Annotated in this window: 17 protein-coding genes, 1 other RNA gene and 1 pseudogene; 8 read left to right on the top strand and 11 right to left on the bottom strand. The window is 30.4% G+C overall.

Annotated elements, in window-relative coordinates; all coding sequences use genetic code 11:
• Positions 1-576 carry an RNA polymerase sigma factor RpoE gene (gene rpoE / locus CF386_RS01780; protein WP_089072780.1) on the bottom strand — a complete coding sequence of 192 codons (576 nt, stop codon included), beginning with the start codon at positions 574-576 and terminating at the stop codon, positions 1-3.
• A 167-nt stretch (positions 577-743) separates the two neighbouring features.
• On the opposite strand from rpoE, the gene nadB reads away from it, so the two are divergent.
• Entirely contained in the window at positions 744-2,321 is a 1,578-nt protein-coding gene (gene nadB / locus CF386_RS01785; protein ID WP_192867710.1) for an L-aspartate oxidase, read from the top strand.
• Between the two features lie 2 nt (positions 2,322-2,323).
• Here nadB and CF386_RS01790 read toward each other — a convergent pair whose 3' ends face one another.
• Entirely contained in the window at positions 2,324-2,752 is a 429-nt protein-coding gene (locus CF386_RS01790) for a hypothetical protein (protein WP_089072782.1), read from the bottom strand.
• A gap of 88 nt (positions 2,753-2,840) precedes the next feature.
• Complete coding sequence (locus CF386_RS12955; protein WP_264080476.1) at positions 2,841-3,077, bottom strand: FAD assembly factor SdhE; 237 nt, start codon at positions 3,075-3,077, stop codon at positions 2,841-2,843.
• A 96-nt stretch (positions 3,078-3,173) separates the two neighbouring features.
• Here CF386_RS12955 and ygfZ point away from each other — a divergent pair, with 96 nt between their 5' ends.
• Together ygfZ and CF386_RS01805 are read left to right on the top strand one after the other, a co-directional pair.
• The gene (gene ygfZ, locus CF386_RS01800) at positions 3,174-4,085 is read left to right on the top strand and encodes a CAF17-like 4Fe-4S cluster assembly/insertion protein YgfZ (protein WP_089072784.1); all 912 of its coding nucleotides are present in this window, start codon (positions 3,174-3,176) and stop codon (positions 4,083-4,085) included.
• A gap of 98 nt (positions 4,086-4,183) precedes the next feature.
• Positions 4,184-4,384, top strand: coding sequence for a DUF1107 family protein (locus CF386_RS01805; protein WP_089072785.1), 201 nt, complete (start codon positions 4,184-4,186; stop codon positions 4,382-4,384).
• 27 nt (positions 4,385-4,411) lie between these two features.
• On the opposite strand, the gene CF386_RS01810 is transcribed toward CF386_RS01805, so the two are convergent.
• From CF386_RS01810 to CF386_RS01830, 5 genes are read right to left on the bottom strand one after another with little or no spacing between them, the layout of a single operon-like run.
• Complete coding sequence (locus CF386_RS01810) at positions 4,412-5,299, bottom strand: FAD-dependent monooxygenase (protein WP_089072786.1); 888 nt, start codon at positions 5,297-5,299, stop codon at positions 4,412-4,414.
• Positions 5,286-5,900, bottom strand: coding sequence for an NAD(P)-binding protein (locus CF386_RS01815; RefSeq protein ID WP_089072787.1), 615 nt, complete (start codon positions 5,898-5,900; stop codon positions 5,286-5,288). Before CF386_RS01815 ends, CF386_RS01810 begins: the two co-directional genes overlap by 14 nt.
• The gene (locus tag CF386_RS01820; protein WP_089072788.1) at positions 5,867-6,259 is read right to left on the bottom strand and encodes a Rossmann-fold NAD(P)-binding domain-containing protein; all 393 of its coding nucleotides are present in this window, start codon (positions 6,257-6,259) and stop codon (positions 5,867-5,869) included. Before CF386_RS01820 ends, CF386_RS01815 begins: the two co-directional genes overlap by 34 nt.
• A gap of 47 nt (positions 6,260-6,306) precedes the next feature.
• Positions 6,307-6,765, bottom strand: a complete 459-nt coding sequence (locus CF386_RS01825; protein WP_089072789.1) for a Rossmann-fold NAD(P)-binding domain-containing protein — start codon at positions 6,763-6,765, stop codon at positions 6,307-6,309.
• The gene (locus tag CF386_RS01830; protein WP_158522269.1) at positions 6,749-7,285 is read right to left on the bottom strand and encodes a UPF0149 family protein; all 537 of its coding nucleotides are present in this window, start codon (positions 7,283-7,285) and stop codon (positions 6,749-6,751) included. Before CF386_RS01830 ends, CF386_RS01825 begins: the two co-directional genes overlap by 17 nt.
• Positions 7,286-7,383: 98 nt before the next feature.
• Between CF386_RS01830 and CF386_RS01835 the strand changes: the two genes are divergently transcribed.
• The 5 genes from CF386_RS01835 (at position 7,384) to serA (ending at position 10,392) form a co-directional block, all read left to right on the top strand.
• Positions 7,384-7,671 (top strand): cell division protein ZapA, encoded by a 288-nt coding sequence (locus CF386_RS01835; protein ID WP_089072791.1) that lies wholly within the window; start codon positions 7,384-7,386, stop codon positions 7,669-7,671.
• Positions 7,672-7,695: 24 nt separating this feature from the next.
• Positions 7,696-7,877, top strand: a non-coding RNA gene (gene ssrS, locus CF386_RS01840) — 6S RNA.
• A gap of 29 nt (positions 7,878-7,906) precedes the next feature.
• On the top strand, positions 7,907-8,506 hold the full coding sequence (locus CF386_RS01845; RefSeq protein ID WP_089072792.1) for a 5-formyltetrahydrofolate cyclo-ligase: 600 nt from the start codon (positions 7,907-7,909) through the stop codon (positions 8,504-8,506).
• A complete protein-coding gene (rpiA, locus tag CF386_RS01850) occupies positions 8,487-9,152 on the top strand; it encodes a ribose-5-phosphate isomerase RpiA (RefSeq protein WP_089072793.1) in 666 nt (221 codons plus the stop codon). The genes CF386_RS01845 and rpiA overlap by 20 nt, the downstream gene beginning before the upstream one ends.
• A 16-nt stretch (positions 9,153-9,168) precedes the next feature.
• On the top strand, positions 9,169-10,392 hold the full coding sequence (gene serA, locus CF386_RS01855; RefSeq protein WP_089072794.1) for a phosphoglycerate dehydrogenase: 1,224 nt from the start codon (positions 9,169-9,171) through the stop codon (positions 10,390-10,392).
• A gap of 65 nt (positions 10,393-10,457) precedes the next feature.
• On the opposite strand, the gene CF386_RS01860 is transcribed toward serA, so the two are convergent.
• The 3 genes and pseudogenes from CF386_RS01860 to CF386_RS01870 all read right to left on the bottom strand — a co-directional run bounded on the left by CF386_RS01860 (position 10,458) and on the right by CF386_RS01870 (position 13,694).
• Positions 10,458-11,300, bottom strand: a complete 843-nt coding sequence (locus CF386_RS01860) for a mechanosensitive ion channel domain-containing protein (protein ID WP_089072795.1) — start codon at positions 11,298-11,300, stop codon at positions 10,458-10,460.
• A 94-nt stretch (positions 11,301-11,394) separates the two neighbouring features.
• Positions 11,395-12,470, bottom strand: a pseudogene (gene fbaA / locus CF386_RS01865) (class II fructose-bisphosphate aldolase).
• Between the two features lie 63 nt (positions 12,471-12,533).
• The gene (locus tag CF386_RS01870) at positions 12,534-13,694 is read right to left on the bottom strand and encodes a phosphoglycerate kinase (RefSeq protein WP_089072796.1); all 1,161 of its coding nucleotides are present in this window, start codon (positions 13,692-13,694) and stop codon (positions 12,534-12,536) included.
• Positions 13,695-13,709 lie beyond the last annotated feature (15 nt).

Genomic DNA, 13,709 nt, shown 5'->3' on the forward strand with positions numbered 1-13,709 from the left:
TCATCCTATACTGTTAATAGATTTTTCGATAAATTCTCTTGCCCTAAAAATTCTAGATCTCACTGTACCGACAGGACAATTAACTATGTCAGAAATTTCTTCATAACTGAGACCATCAAATTCTCTAAGAGTAATACAAGTTTTCAATTCATCACTTAATTCATTTATGCAACTTAAAACCTTATTTCTTAATTCAACTGTTGTTAACAAATTTTCAGGATTTTCAACTTCTTTTAAGTTGGGTATATCCATCACATCAGCATCATCAATTGTTAAATCAGATTTCTTGTTTTTTTTCATATTGCTAAGTAAATAATTTTTAGTTGTATTTATTGCAATCCTGTATAACCATGTGTAAAAAGCAGAATCACCACGAAAATTGTGAAGCGATCTAAAAGCCTTGATAAATGTTTCTTGTGCAATATCTTCAATTTCGTGAGAATCGCCATTCAAATACCTAGATATAATATTACAAACTTTATTTTGATATTTTATTACAAGAATGTTAAATGCTTTTTTGTTACCGCCTTGAGCTTTTTTTACAAGCAAATCATCATTATTGTCTAGCTTGCTCATCCGAGCAAATCCCCTTGTTTAATTATTATTATAATATCCAAGCAAAAAGTTGGACAGCTATGTTTATAAAAAGTTCAATAAAATAATATTTTTTTGTCTTTTATATTATATCTTTATAATTTAATTAATATTATAATAAAAATCAAATTAAGACTAATGAAGATAATATGAAAAGTGATGTATTGATTATTGGTAGTGGTGCTGCTGGTTTATCTTTGGCACTCAATCTATCACATTATAATTTAAATATCATATTAATAAGTAAACAAAAGTTATCAGAAAGTTCAACTTACTATGCACAAGGTGGAGTAGCAGCAGTTTTCGACAAGGCTGATAGTATAGAATCTCACACAACCGATACACTCATTGCTGGAGCTGGTATCTGCGATGAAAATGCTGTCAAATTCATAACAGAAAATGCTCGAAACAGTCTAGAATGGTTAATTGAAAATACTAACGTACATTTTGATACTATAATTAAAAATAATAAACAACTCTTCCACTTAACCAAAGAAGGTGGGCACAGCCATCGACGAATTCTTCATTCAGCTGATGCAACTGGACTAGCCATTCAAAGCTCTCTTCAAGAACAAGTGCAATTAAAGAATAATATTGTTATTCTGGAGCATCATAGCGCTATTGATATCATTAAATCAACAGATACAAAACAAGCGATTGGCTGTTCGGTTTTAGATAATAAAAATAAAAACATATTCAATATTTTATCTAAAGTAACTATTTTAGCTACTGGTGGAGCATCTAAGGTTTATCAGTATACTTCGAATCCTGATATATCATCTGGCGATGGTATCGCTATGGCATGGCGGGCTGGTTGCAGAGTTGCAAATTTAGAATTTAATCAATTTCATCCTACTTGTCTATACCACCATGAATCAAGAAATTTTTTGCTAACCGAAGCACTCAGAGGTGAAGGAGCTTATTTAGTTAGGCCCGATGGCACAAGATTTATGCAAGATTATGATGCTAGAAAAGAATTAGCACCAAGAGACATAGTAGCCAGAGCTATTGACTTTGAAATGAAAAAATTAGGTGCAGACTGCATGTATTTAGACATATCGCATAAAGATAAAAGTTTCATTGTAAGTCACTTTCCTAATATATATCATAAGCTAAAAGATTTAAATATAGATATCACTAAACAGAAAATTCCAGTTGTCCCAGCTGCACATTATACCTGTGGTGGGGTTTTTGTTAATCTTAATGGTGAAACTGATATTCAAAATCTTTATGCCATAGGAGAAACCTCTTATACTGGCCTTCATGGCGCAAATAGAATGGCCTCTAATTCACTGTTAGAATGTATAGTTATGGCTCGTTCGGCATCATTTGATATTCTGAAAAAAATCCCAACCCTAAAAGAACCAATGTTCTTTGAAAGTTGTAAAAAATCAAACTTAATGAATTCAGATGAAGAAGTAATTATACAGCATAATTGGCATGAATTAAGGCTTTTTATGTGGGACTATATGGGAATAGTTAGATCTGATAAAAGATTAGCACGTGCCTTAAGAAGAGCCTGCCTTTTAGAAGAAGAATTACAAGAATACTATTCTAAATATAAAATAACATCAAATTTTATCGAATTAAGGAACCTTGTTTTAGTGTCTAAATTAATGATTGAGTGTGCTTTGAGTAGAAAAGAAAGTAGAGGCTTACATTACAATATAGATTATCCATTTAAGGATGATGAACCACACCCAACAATCCTAAAACCTAATGATTAACATCATTTGTTTGGTATATTTTTAATTATATCATCAACATTTTGATTAATTTTTTCGTTAAAGTTTTTAATTTTATCTTTAATTTTTTCTCTATATACCTTAGATGATACAGAGGATAATTGAGGTTGTGTATAACTTTCGCAATAATGCTCCGTTAGTAAATACTCAACTTTTTGATTAACTTGTTTAATATTTTTGAATAATTCAATCAAAATTTCATGTTCTAAACTATTATTATCTTTCTCAAGAGACACTAAACCCTGCAAAAGAATATATCGCCCTGCATGAGCAATTTTTTTTAATCCTAGTTGATTTTGAATTAAAATAACTTGCTCATAAAGATCCCTATCGACAGGTATCTGGAGAACTTTTGAAGAAGAAGAATTATTACACCTTGCATTTATAAAAGATTGAGTTTGCTTTTTATTCATATAAATTCTCCCTAATTACTCTATTTAAATATAATATCCAAAAGGGAGAAATAAATTTCTATTGCTGTTTATTAGAAAAAAATCACAATTATACTGACTGTAAATCACGAATATATTTGTGAATTGATTTAATTATATCAGTGCTCTTGAGAGGATAAGTATGACTAAATCCCATTATCCATGAATAAAGATCAGGGTCACTATTTTCAAGCAACTCTACAAAATCTTCTTTTAATTGATCTGTTAATGAAGCATATCTATTTTCAAAAAAGGGGACTAGAGTACAATCTAGTTCTAACATACCTCGTCGACATGCCCATTTAATTTTTTTTCGTTGTTAATCGGTAACATATTTTGAATTTAACTTAACAATTCTAAAAAATTGCTTTAATCTATAAAAAAATATTACAAAGAGTATAATATGAATATTAAATGTTGTATAGAGAAAACGAATGATAACAAACTATTCGATCTCTCAAATATGAAAGTTATTAAAGTTGAGGGAGAAGACTCCGAAAAATTTCTTCAAGGACAACTTACCTGTGACGTAACTGAAATTAATAATAATCAATCAACATTTGGAGCAATGTGTAATCCTCATGGTAAAGTTATAAGCACATTCATAGTGCTTAATTATAAGAACTGTTTTTATTTTTTTATAAATGAGGAGATAGCCGCAGAACACATAAATAATCTCAAAAAATATGCTATTTTTTCAAAAGTCACTATAAAAATACTAAATACGTCTATATTCGGTATTAATAAAATGGATGATCCTAGTTTTAAAACATTACTTGATGATTATGTCTCATGTACAATTCCCTCTTCAGAAAGAGTATTGTTTTTTGAAGAAAGTAATATAATTGATAAAGTTGAAATACAAAAAAAATTAAATATTGAGAAATTGGGATGTTCAACTGAATGGGATTTTTACGATATAGTTAATTTTTTTCCTAAATTAAGTAAAGAAACTTCGTCATTATATTTACCTCAAGCTCTTAGTTTAGACGTTATTAACGCAGTCAGTTTTGATAAAGGCTGTTATACTGGTCAAGAAAATGTTGCTCGCGCAAAATACAGAGGTATAAATAAAAAAGCTCTCTATTTACTTACTTCGAATGAGGCTATCAATATAAAAATAGATACGACAATTTCTTTAGAAAGAAGTATTGGTGAAGCGTGGCGTTCAGTTGGTAACCCACTAAATATAAATCAAAACCCCATTACAGGAAAAACTGCTTTATTAATTGTTTTACCTAATAACCTTGATAGTAATCAAAAATTGAGAATTAAAGACAGAGAAGATTTATTGTTTACATTCAAGAAAGCATAAGATTTAACTAAAAGTTAACAATATTGTTAACTTTCTCACTCAATAATTTTTTTTATTCCTGTATAATAACAATTATTTTTAAAAGGAAGTTAATTAAAATGAGGCTTTTTTCGTATTACTCACCACTTTTGATTGCAAAACATATTATAAGATTGTTTACAGGCAGAATTTATATCAAAGGGCGTGGTAGATTTGATTTCAATAATGGCTTTCTTCAGATTCCTAATCAAGCCAAAGAAAAGCATTATAAAACCGTATGCGAAATCAATCTTCAAATTAAAAAATTAAAAGCAACCTAAGAAATTATTAAACAATTAAAACAAAAGTCATTCACTTTTTTTAGACAGCTTAGGGGGTTTAAAGTCAACTTGTAGAGCTTTTTTTACGAAAAAATTTTTTATGAAAGAGTTATTGTCAATTAAACATAAACCAGTTTTTGTAAAAAAATTAACTATCTTATTTTTACTTTTAAATATGTCGTTTATGACTCTCAACATACTAATTAATTTAATTGCTTCTGATTTGCGCCACCTTTCGAAATGTCGTAAATGTTTTGCATCATTGACTTCAGTGCCTTTTTCAATACATTGATTTATAACCTCATTTAATGATGCAATATCTTGTATTCCCAAATTCACACCCAACCCAGCCAGAGGATGAAATACATGTGCCGCATCACCAACTAAAACAGCGTTATCTTTTATAAATTGTTGCGCGCAAATCATTTTTAAAGGTCTAATCCGTATATTAGTTGATTCTAGGATTTTCCCTACGAATCCATTACTTGCAGATAATAATTTTTTATGAAATTTATCTTTACTAAGATTCTCATAACTTCTAGCTAACTCAGGAGTTAAAGTCCAAACAATAGAATAGGATTTAGGGTTTGACTTTGGTAACAAAGCAAGTGGCCCCGTAGATAAAAAAAACTGCGAAGCTGTATTACTGTGACTGTGTTCAACTAGAACATCACAAGTAAGTGCAAATTGATCATAGTCCTGCTCAACTGTTGGAATCTTTAATTGACCCCTAACCCAAGAATTTCCTCCGTCAGCACCAACAATTAATTTAGATACTAAATATTCACCTGATTCAAAACTTAACCAAACTTCTTTATCTCTATTAAGAATAGATTTATTTTCTTTTTTTCGAAAATATCTATGTTTGAGGACTTTTCTACTACTAGCGTTAATTCTTTTTCTAGTTCTTTTTATTTACGATATAACCAAGTGATACGTCTAATATCTTATCAGTATCAAAATTAATTTTAGATGTATAATCTTGATTTGTGATGAACATATTTGAGTAAGGACTCCACGATGATTCGATGAAGTCTTTGTTTACTCCGATATTTTTTAATACATTTCTACTAGCTCGATTCAGAGCAACAACATCGGAGTTGTTGTGCAATTTATTTTGCAAAATATTTTTTTTATCGACTAGAGCTACTTTCAAGTTAGAGTTTCTAAATGAAGCAGCAAGACTCAATCCAACAATACCTGCTCCCACAATAACAATATCATAATATTTAATATTCATCTTTAATAATAAACTTCTTAAGTGATTGCTGTAAAAAATTAAAATGATTGAAAGTTGATAGACCCAAACTTCTAAAAATGACAACTCTTTATTGGAAAATAAGTGAATCAAACCTTCTGTAAACCATATTATATTTTGTTGGTCAATTTTTCTATTTTTATTTATCGAATTAAGAGAACTCCAACTTCCTGGATCTTCATTTTGGGCTAATGTCTTTATGACGGTGTATATATCTCTTATGGTTAAGTTAAAACCTTGTCCTGCAACGGGATGCATCTTATTTGCAAAACTTCCGATATTAAGTATTCTATGAGAAAAAAATTTTTAATAGTTTCTCGCTTTAAATCATAAAATGCTATGTTATTAACCGAGCAAATTTTTCCGAGTTTCCATCCAAATTTATTTTGGATTAGAGATATTAATTCCCCATCATTTAGTGAAGAATAAACTTTTTTTTCTCGCTCATCTAAACACCACACCATATTCATTGCATTATCAGAAAAAGGAAGTAAGGCAAATGGACCTTCTTCAGTAAACCTTTCAAAAGCTTCATTACCATTATTACTTTCAAATATAATGTCTGCTGTTATTGCAAATTGTTTAAAAATTTTTGTATTAAATTTAAATTTTTGCATTGTTGATAAAGGAAGTGTTGTACGATCTGTGTTTATTATAAGTTTAGTTATGATTTTTGATTATTTGTAAGTGATATTTTTATTTCTTCTTCGTTTTGATTAATCTCGCATACCGTATCTTTGTATATGCAACATTTCTCCTTCTTTAAACTTTGCAAAAGTTCATGAAAAGAAAGAACTGTTCCTAAGTAAGGCACTCCTATTTTTGAAGCATGCAGAAATACTTTCCCAAAATGACCTTCATCAGATACATTAATTTTTTTTATGTAATAACCTATTTTTTTATCAGAGATTAGTTTTAATTTTTTTAGTATTGAAAGAGATGAATAAGATAAAGCAAGTTTTCTTGAATCTACTTTTTTTTCTTTCAAATCAGACTGATCTCTTATCCAAGCAACTTTTTTTTCTGGGAGAGCATTTTCTAAAGCTGACGCTAAAACTTGAGAAGCTGGTCCACATCCAGTTATAACTATATCAAAATTATGAACATTATTGCTTTGCATCATTATTAAACTCTAATTGTAAATAAGAAATAATTACTTTGATATGTTCAACCACCTCCCTCATTAAACTTATTTCTTCAGTACTATCAATTTTTTCATTAACATCTAGCTGACTAATTTCATATAAATCTTTTAAAAGATCATTTGTTGCCTTAGAAAAATCAATTGTACTAGGAACGACACCAAAACCAGATAAAAATGAGTTTATCCAATCTACAATAGCCCTTTTTTTTTGGCTGATATCACTAGGGAAAGTTGGTTCAAAAAATGTCGTTTTATTACGAAAAGATTTCAGTATTTGATTTAAGATGGATTTTAAAAAATCTTCTTGCTTGTTATCAAAAGAAATATCGTTTAATAAATATTCTTGAACATAATCCATATAAACATTCAAAGCAAGACTTTGATCTTTACACATAATCCCTGAGACAAAGCCCTCTAATTCACAGAAAGTTATAGGAAAACCACAAAGTTTCAACTTAGATTGAACTGAGTCATAATTGCCAATATCACAAGATAGCATTAATAAAAACCTCTTTCTCATTAAACAAATGAATTATTTATAGAATTATAAAAGATATATTATTATACTTTTATAAAGTCTTTTAGGAATAACTATAAATGAAAAATAATCCCACGACAATTAATATATTGGGCAATAAATTAACTTTAAATTGTCCTGAGGGTGAAGAAGAGCTTCTTATGAGCTCAGTCGAAACATTAGAGCAAAAAATTGAATTGATTTTTAACAATTCAAATATTAAAAATAAAGAACAAGCTTTAATATTTGTTTGCTTAAATCTCTGTCGAGAACAACTAAAACTAGAGAGACAATACTCTCAGAATGAAAGAAATATCGAAGAAAAAATCAAAAATTTAAATCTTTTTTTAGAAAATGCATTGCAATAATTATGATTTAAGTAGAAAATATAAATAACTCTCTTGTGTTCGTTAGTTGTTAACGTCCCCGAGCCGATAAGTAAAAAATTAGGAACTATTTTCATTTACTTTTGTGCATGCCCAATCTAATTAGGAAGCCTACGGTAAATAATATATTTCCGCCTTGAACATAATGGTTCAAGGGCTACTAATAACGACGGCACTTGGGAGCCATAATTTTTGGCAAACATTTCCCATTTAATTTATGCAAAATATTAAAGATACTATTAGAAACAATTCAAAATATCTAAGAAAATCTTTACCTGATAATACTAAAAAATTATTCGATAATATAATTTTTGAACGATTTAAATATAATTTTAATATTTCTCAAAACGAAATTTATGCAGCATACATAAGTACTAGTGTTGAAGTGGATACATCTAAAATTATAAAGTTTCTAATTAATAACTCTGCCTGTGTTTGCTTACCGATTATCCATCCATTTTCATCTAATCAATTAATTTTTCAACAAATTGACAAAAATACTAAATATTCTAAGAATAATTATGGAATCAAAGAACCTACTTTAAAAAAAAGTAAAATTATTACAAGTTCGAATATTCAAAAAATTATTGTTCCTCTAGTAGGTTATAATTCAGAAGGCAGAAGGTTAGGGATGGGTGGTGGATATTATGATCGACTGTATTCACAACTTTCAACTGAATGTGTCACTATTGGATTAGCATACGATCTACAGTACAATTTTAATTTCAAGCATGACAAGTGGGATATGCCATTTGATTATGTCCTAACACCATCAAAAACACTTAATTGGAAAAATCATGACATTACATCAAAATGAGAAAAAAAAATTAGTTGCTCAATCAGCCCTGCAATATATCCAAGATGAAACAATTATTGGTGTTGGCACTGGTAGCACTGTCAACTTTTTTATTGAAGAGTTAAAAAAATCTAATCTAAGATTAAAAGGAGCTGTTTCAAGCTCAGAAGAATCCACAAAAAGACTTAAAGAAATAAATATCGATATTTATGAAGCTAATGAAGTTTCTAAGTTAGATCTTTACATCGATGGTGCGGATGAAATAAATCACAACTTTGAAATGATAAAAGGCGGAGGAGCTGCACTAACTAGAGAAAAAATTATTGCACAAATTTCAGATAAATTTATATGCATAGCAGATGAATCAAAATACGTTAAAACGCTTGGAAAATTTCCATTACCAATTGAAGTTATTCCGATGGCTCGTTCTCAAGTAGGGAGAGAAATTGTAAAAATTGGAGGAGATCCAGTTTACCGTCAGAACTGCATCACCGATAACGGCAATATCATACTTGATGTTCATAACTTAATGATAAATGAACCAAAGAACTTAGAGGAGCAGTTAAATAATATCCCAGGAATTGTGACTGTAGGTCTCTTTGCTAAAAGAAAGGCCGATATACTATTACTGGGAACTAGTGATTGTGTGAAAAATATAACATTATAGAATATAGGAAAAAAAAATGCTTTCTTTATCCAAAGACAAAATTAAAATATTACTGTTAGAAGGAATTAGTGAAAATGTTGTAAATACATTAAAGTCAGCGGGTTATACAAGTATTACATATTATGAGTCAGCCATATCTGAAGATGAGTTAATAAAGATTATACCTTCATATCATTTTATTGGAATTCGTTCGAGAACGCATTTGAATGATAAGGTCCTTAAAGTTGCTAGTAAGTTAATTGCAATAGGATGTTTTTGTATTGGAACAAACCAAGTCGATTTGATCAAATCTTCAAACATGGGTATCCCAATATTTAACGCACCCTTTTCAAATACTCGAAGTGTTGCTGAATTAGTATTAGCCGAAGCAATTCTGCTTTTAAGACAGGTACCTTCAAAAAACACTGCTGCACACTCTAATGTTTGGTTGAAGTCTGCAAATAATTGCTTCGAAGCAAGAAATAAAGTTTTGGGAATAATTGGCTATGGGCATATCGGTACTCAACTAGGAGTTATTGCAGAAAACATCGGATTTAAAGTAATATTTTTTGATCTGTTAACTAAACTACCCTTAGGAAATGCTCGTCAAGTCAGCTCCTTGAATGACTTACTGAGCCAATCAGATGTAGTATCATTACATGTTCCCGAAACGAACCAAACTCATCATATGATAACTAAAAAAGAATTGGATTTGATGAAAAAAGGAAGTGTGATAATTAATGCAGCCCGAGGAAATCTTATTAATATCGAACACTTAAAGACTTCTCTTGATGAAAATCATATACTAGGTGCTGCAATTGATGTTTTTCCCATTGAACCAGAAAATAATCAAGAAAAGTTTCAATCAGTACTATGTGGTCAAAATAATGTTATACTTACTCCTCATATAGGCGGATCGACTCAAGAAGCACAAATCAAAATAGCCGATGAAGTAGCACAGAAGCTAATTAAATATTCTGATAATGGTTCTACTATTACTGCCGTTAATTTTCCAGAGGTTAATCTACCACATCAAAAGAATTGTTCTAGAGTTATTCATGTTCATCAGAATATCCCTGGTATTCTGAATCAAATAAATGCTGTCTGTGCAGCTCATAATATAAATATCCTTGCTCAGTATTTACAAACCAAAGATGATTTAGGATATGTTGTTTTTGACCTTGATATAACAGATGCTAAAACTATATATCAAGAAATTCAGTCTATTCCAGGAACTTTGAAAACACGTATATTACACTAGAAAACAAGTAAACAACCGTATAAAAATGAGCATCAAATATAATTTGTTGCTCATTAATTAGGTGTTTAATTTGAGTTAATCATATGGATATCTAATTGTGGGTATGGGATAGAAATACCTTTTTCGTCAAGCTTAACTTTTATATTTTCCAATAAAGAGAACTTAAGTGAAGCCAAATCAGCCCTATTAGACCATACTCTAACAACCATATCTATGCTAGATGCATTTAATTCATTTACTTCGACCAAAGGTTCAGGATCAAGTAATGCTCTCTCATCACTTTTAATCACAGAATGAATAACTTCTTTTACCTCACTAATTTTCGATTCATATCCTACGCCGATAATGATTTCCAACCTTCTGGTATCGAAAGCAGAATAATTTGTGATATCTTTCCCATTAATACTTCCATTTGGCACGATAATTTTAACATTATCAGGAGTTTTTAAAGTAGTGTACAAAATATCCATATCAATAACAGTTCCATTCTTACCTCCAACAATCACTGTATCTCCTATTTTATAGGGTCTGGTAGCTATAATAACAACACCACTAGCAAATTGAGATAAAGTCCCCTGAAGAGCCAACCCAATAGCTAATCCAGCAGAAGCTAAAAGTGCAATAAATGAAGCTGTTTGAATACCAACTGTATTTAAAGCCATTAATATAATTGCTGTCAGAACAGCGTATCTGATCAAGCTTTGCAGAAATTTTGATGCTGCTAAGTCTAACTTATTTTTTTCAAGTGTTTTTCCAATTAAACGAGAAAGTGCCTTTGAAAACCAGTTACCAATAATCAGAATTAACAAAGCCCCAAGTAAATGCAAACCATATTCTATAATTACAGATTGATTATTAACGATCCAATTAGTTGCATGCTCTACACCATTTAATGTATTTTCATCCATATTAAACTCCTCCAAAAACTTTTTACATAAGCATAATGCAAAAAAAAGAAATCTCCAATTGAGATTTCTTTTTCAAATTTATGTCATTCTTAAACTATAGTACATCTACTGCGTTTAAATCTCTGAAAGCTTGCTCTAGTCTATCAACCATAGAAACTTGTCCTGCTCTGATCCAAACTCGAGGATCATAATATTTTTATTTGGTTTATCTTGACCCTCAGGGTTTCCAATTTGAGCTTGAAGATAGTCTTCATTTTTCAAATAGTATTCACGAACACCATTCCAAGTTGCCCATTGGGTATCAGTATCTATATTCATTTTAATAACACCATAAGAAATAGATTCTCTGATTTCTTCTAGACTTGAACCAGAACCACCATGGAAAACAAAATTTAATTCATTATGTGGTAAATTAAATTTCTCTGAACAAAATTTTTGTGAATCTCTTAAAATTGTTGGGGTTAAAACAACATTTCCAGGTTTATATACACCATGAACATTACCAAACGAAGCAGCAATAGTAAATCTAGGGCTAACTTCCATAAGTTTTTCATAAGCATAAGCAACATCTTCTGGCTGGGTATAAAGCAGAGAAGAATCCATATCTGAATTATCTACACCATCTTCTTCCCCACCTGTACAACCTAACTCAATTTCCAGAGTCATATTTAATTTGGCCATTCTCTTAAGATAATTAGCACAAATTTCAATGTTTTCTTCTAAAGATTCTTCAGATAAATCAATCATGTGAGATGAAAATAATGGTTTTCCGGTTTCATTAAAGAATCTTTCTCCTTCATCTAGCAGTCCATCAATCCATGGTAAAAGTTTTTTTGCTGCATGATCTGTATGTAAAATAACAGGAACACCATATGATTCAGCGATAGCATGAACATATTTCGCACCATTAACAGCTCCCTTGATTTGTGATTCTTGACCTTCCAGTTTTAAACCTTTGCCTGCAAAAAAAGCTGCTCCACCATTTGAAAATTGAACTACAACTGGTGCTTTAACCTTTGCGGCTGCTTCCAAAACAGAATTAATTGAATCACTATTTACAACATTCACTGCTGGTAAAGCAAAATTATTTTCTTTCGCTATTTGAAAAACCTTCTGTACATCATCACCTGCAATTACCCCTGGTTTAACTGCATCAAAAACTCTTGACATTTTTATTTCCCGTATTGTTTGTTTAATAACCGTTTAATTTTAACACAAAACTTGAATTTCGTTCTACTTAAATCTTTTTTCTAACATTTCTACTGCTGGTAGTTTCTTCCCTTCAACAAACTCCAAAAATGCACCACCACCGGTCGATATATATGAAACTTTTTCTTTTATACCATACTTATCAATTGCTGCAAGGGTATCTCCTCCTCCAGCAATAGAAAATCCATTTGAATTTGCAATATCTTTAGATAGTGTTTCAGTACCTTCTGAAAATTGTTTAATTTCAAAAACTCCGACAGGTCCATTCCATAAAATGGTTTTGGCATTTTTTAAAATTTCACCTAATTCTTTTGAAGTCTCTGGTCCAATATCTAAGATCATATCATCTGAAGCAACTTGATTAACTAACTTTGTAGTAGCAACTGCATCTTCAGAAAACTCCTTTGCGCAAACAACATCCTTTGCAACAGGAATGAAGGTAGATTTCATTAAAGATTTAGCTTCATTAATCAAGTCAGGTTCATACAAAGATTTACCAACGTCGTTTCCAGAAGCAGCTATAAATGTGTTAGCAATACCACCACCCACTAAAATTTGATCTGCAATTTTAGACAATGATTCTAAAACAGTTAATTTAGTAGATACCTTTGAACCTCCAACAATTGCCACCATTGGTCTTTCAGGATTATTTAATGCTTTCCCTAAAGCATCTAATTCATTTGATAGCAATGGTCCTGCACAAGCAACATCTGCGTACATACCTACTCCATATGTTGAAGCTTGTGCCCTATGAGCTGTACCAAATGCATCCATAACAAAAATATCACATAAATTTGCATATTTTTTCGATAATTCATCTGAGTTTTGTTTTTCACCTTTATTAAATCTCACATTTTCAAGTACGATTAATTCATTAGAATTAAAGGTTACGCCTTCAAGATAGTTTCTTTCCAATCGAACTTTATTATTAAGTTTTTTATCAAGATATTCTGCAACAGGCTCTAAAGAAAACTCTGAATTAAACTCACCTTCTGTAGGTCTACCTAAGTGAGATGTTACCATAACTTGCGCTCCACTATCGAGGCAATATTTAATAGTGGGGAGAGAAGCTAAAATTCTTGCATCAGAAGTCACCTTCCCATCTTTAATAGGCACGTTCAAATCAGCTCTGATAAAAACTTTTTTTCCATTTAGATCTAAATCTTTAAGTTTTAAAATAGACATATATCCTCTTTATTA

It is taken from the genome of Paraphotobacterium marinum, assembly GCF_002216855.1.
GTDB lineage: Bacteria > Pseudomonadota > Gammaproteobacteria > Enterobacterales > Vibrionaceae > Paraphotobacterium > Paraphotobacterium marinum.

What these genes read in the sequence shown, in the direction of transcription:
- serA (WP_089072794.1), top strand. Translation starts at nt 9,169, where the DNA reads ATGCTTTCTTTATCCAAAGACAAAATTAAAATATTACTGTTAGAAGGA.
- CF386_RS01870 (WP_089072796.1), bottom strand. Translation starts at nt 13,694, where the DNA reads ATGTCTATTTTAAAACTTAAAGATTTAGATCTAAATGGAAAAAAAGTT.
- rpiA (WP_089072793.1), top strand. Translation starts at nt 8,487, where the DNA reads ATGACATTACATCAAAATGAGAAAAAAAAATTAGTTGCTCAATCAGCC.
- CF386_RS01815 (WP_089072787.1), bottom strand. Translation starts at nt 5,900, where the DNA reads ATGCATCCCGTTGCAGGACAAGGTTTTAACTTAACCATAAGAGATATA.
- nadB (WP_192867710.1), top strand. Translation starts at nt 744, where the DNA reads ATGAAAAGTGATGTATTGATTATTGGTAGTGGTGCTGCTGGTTTATCT.
- CF386_RS01835 (WP_089072791.1), top strand. Translation starts at nt 7,384, where the DNA reads ATGAAAAATAATCCCACGACAATTAATATATTGGGCAATAAATTAACT.
- CF386_RS01845 (WP_089072792.1), top strand. Translation starts at nt 7,907, where the DNA reads ATGCAAAATATTAAAGATACTATTAGAAACAATTCAAAATATCTAAGA.
- CF386_RS01805 (WP_089072785.1), top strand. Translation starts at nt 4,184, where the DNA reads ATGAGGCTTTTTTCGTATTACTCACCACTTTTGATTGCAAAACATATT.
- CF386_RS01825 (WP_089072789.1), bottom strand. Translation starts at nt 6,765, where the DNA reads ATGATGCAAAGCAATAATGTTCATAATTTTGATATAGTTATAACTGGA.
- CF386_RS01820 (WP_089072788.1), bottom strand. Translation starts at nt 6,259, where the DNA reads ATGCAAAAATTTAAATTTAATACAAAAATTTTTAAACAATTTGCAATA.
- rpoE (WP_089072780.1), bottom strand. Translation starts at nt 576, where the DNA reads ATGAGCAAGCTAGACAATAATGATGATTTGCTTGTAAAAAAAGCTCAA.
- CF386_RS01860 (WP_089072795.1), bottom strand. Translation starts at nt 11,300, where the DNA reads ATGGATGAAAATACATTAAATGGTGTAGAGCATGCAACTAATTGGATC.
- CF386_RS01830 (WP_158522269.1), bottom strand. Translation starts at nt 7,285, where the DNA reads ATGCTATCTTGTGATATTGGCAATTATGACTCAGTTCAATCTAAGTTG.
- ygfZ (WP_089072784.1), top strand. Translation starts at nt 3,174, where the DNA reads ATGAATATTAAATGTTGTATAGAGAAAACGAATGATAACAAACTATTC.
- CF386_RS01790 (WP_089072782.1), bottom strand. Translation starts at nt 2,752, where the DNA reads ATGAATAAAAAGCAAACTCAATCTTTTATAAATGCAAGGTGTAATAAT.